Genomic DNA, 2431 nt, shown 5'->3' with positions numbered 1-2431 from the left:
ACTTTTTTATCTGAATATTGAATTTTTAGTTCACCCATTTGGTGACTCCTTATCAGCTCTCTTTTATCTCGGCTCTATAGTACTTTTTATTGGTTTAAACTTTCTTTATTGCATAATTTGGGTTTAAACTTTCTTTATTGCATAATTTGGGATAAACATCCATTACAAATTGTATCAACATATAAGTATAGATTTGCCCAAGTTTTGAAACAAAAAAGTGAGTCGCCTAAAGTTGTAAAACCAAGAAAAATAGTGATAAAAACAGAAAAAAAAGTGTTTAAAAAACAGCCTGTAAAGCAGCTTAAAAATGTAGCGAAGCCTGTTGAGAAAGAAGATATACAAGCAGATCTAAAAGAGATACAAAAAGAGCCTGAAGTTCAAGGGCATATAGATTTGACCTTGATAGGTAGATATCTTAGCAATAGAGATTTTTATAAACACTCGCCTTACTATTTTGCTTTAGCTGAGTCTAATTATCAAGGAGATGATTTTTCTATTTATGGTGGTATTGGTTTTCAAAGTAAAGAGGAGAATGAAGTCTTACTGATAAACCATCTGTATGGAGAATATTTTGGAGATGATTATACTTTTAAAATGGGGAAAATGGTACAAAAAATAGGTGTGATGGATTATTTTAGTGTGCTAGATACTTTAAATCCATCAAGAGAAGAATTTTTTTATGATTCACAGCTTGAGATTAAGAAGATACCTTTGTGGATGAGTAGCCTTGATTATTTTGTGAATGATTCTCTCAAGCTTACTGCGTTTATACAGCCTTATGATGCTAAACATCAAAACTATACAGGTCCTTATATAGATTATCTGCTCAATCAATTTATACCGGAGTATTATAAAGAGTATTTTGCGCAAGAGCCTTTGGGAGAGGAGTTGTTTTATCCTCTTTATCAAGATGCTTTTGTTCCCTATGTGAAGAGTGAGATTCAAGATAAAGGCGCTTTAGAACAAATTTACTGGGATAAGCTCTCTTATGGTTTTGTGAGTGAATATAGTGATGACAATAAAAAAGTCGGTCTTTTATACTTTAACAGATATTCTGAAATTCCTATGATAAAAATAGATCAAAATTTACTTGATGCTGCTTTGGCGTATGAAAATGAGGAGAATCCAAGTGTAGCACTTGCAGACTATATAGCTTCTGGGGATTATGATCTTATAAAATCCGTTGAAGCATTTCGTTATCAGCAGTTTGGTCTTTATGGAGAAACAACACTAAAATCTTTTGGATTACGTGCTGAGTTGGGATATAGAGATAAGGTTCCTCTCTTTAATGCTTACAGTGGCTTAGCTACAGTAGGTGGGGCAGTTGATTATCTCTTTTCATCAGTGTATAATGTTCTAGAAATGCAATATATTTATCTTGAAAAATACCAAAAAAATGCTTACATAGCGATGTGGAGAAGCCGCTTTTCAAAGCAGATGTTGTGGCGTTTTAGTTGGTATTTTGAAAATAGCTTTATCGCAACGCAGGCAGATAGGTTTGATGAGTATTCTATGGCTCCTAGTTTGACGATGAGTTATAAGCAGACAGATCTCTCTTTACAAGGTATCGTGTCAAAAAATAATACAAAAACAAATACAGTGAGTATTTTGTTACGGGGAAGGTTTTGAGTTCTACAAAAAAAATGCTTCTTATTGTTTTACTTATTTTACTTGATGGGTTTTTTATTTCTGGTATTAAGGTAGAAAAAATAGAGTGGCATGATTTTTTACCAAAAACTATTACAAATGTGCAGATGGATAATGTTTTACTTGATAAGAAAAAACAGTACCTTTTTTGCCATACGAAAGATAGGCAAAAAATAGATAAACTAAAAAAAGAGGGTCTATTACAAGAATATTTTGCAGTTTCACTTGTAGATGATACCTATATTCTTTTATTTGATGCGGATAAAATGAGTCTGGTTTTAGAAAAAACTAAAAATTTTCAACGAAGTGGTACAGCTTTAGTTGGAAATATGGTTTTTGAAGATTTTTATGATGAGATTATGGACTATACATTTACTATAGTGCCGATTCTTTTAATATTGCTACTCTTATTGATACCACTGCGTTTATGGATAGACATCTTGCTTGAGATGGCTCTTTATACGCTTTTGTTGACTTTGGTACTGCGTTTAGGAATTATACAAATCAATTCAGCTTCCTTACTCTCTTTGGTCTTTTTGATTATTTACTCTTTGACACTGATTAATTATCTTTACTCTGAGGGCATGAATTTTAAACGCTTGTTCTTTGGTATTCAGATATCCATTGTTGCCACTATGGTTAGCGCACTTTTTTTAATTTATTGTAACCATTCAGCACCAAACAAAAAAATAGGCACAAAAATTGCTTAAACATACATATTATGACAGAACAAGAAGCTATAGATTTTTGCAAGAACAATCCAGAGGCAGCGGCTAAAATAATT

2 protein-coding genes are annotated in these 2431 nt (G+C 32.2%); both read left to right on the top strand.

Going from position 1 to position 2431, the window contains the following annotated elements; translation table 11 throughout:
• Nucleotides 1-204 precede the first annotated feature (204 nt).
• On the top strand, nt 205-1629 hold the full coding sequence (locus MV052_RS02980) for a hypothetical protein (RefSeq protein ID WP_297440836.1): 1425 nt from the start codon (nt 205-207) through the stop codon (nt 1627-1629).
• Nucleotides 1626-2357 (top strand): hypothetical protein, encoded by a 732-nt coding sequence (locus MV052_RS02975; protein ID WP_297440834.1) that lies wholly within the window; start codon nt 1626-1628, stop codon nt 2355-2357. The genes MV052_RS02980 and MV052_RS02975 overlap by 4 nt, the downstream gene beginning before the upstream one ends.
• Nucleotides 2358-2431: the final 74 nt, after the last annotated feature.

Source organism: Sulfurimonas sp., assembly GCF_026988655.1.
Classification (GTDB): domain Bacteria; phylum Campylobacterota; class Campylobacteria; order Campylobacterales; family Sulfurimonadaceae; genus Sulfurimonas.
Note: the sequence above shows the minus strand (reverse complement) of the source record. Positions and strands in the feature narration are given on the sequence as shown.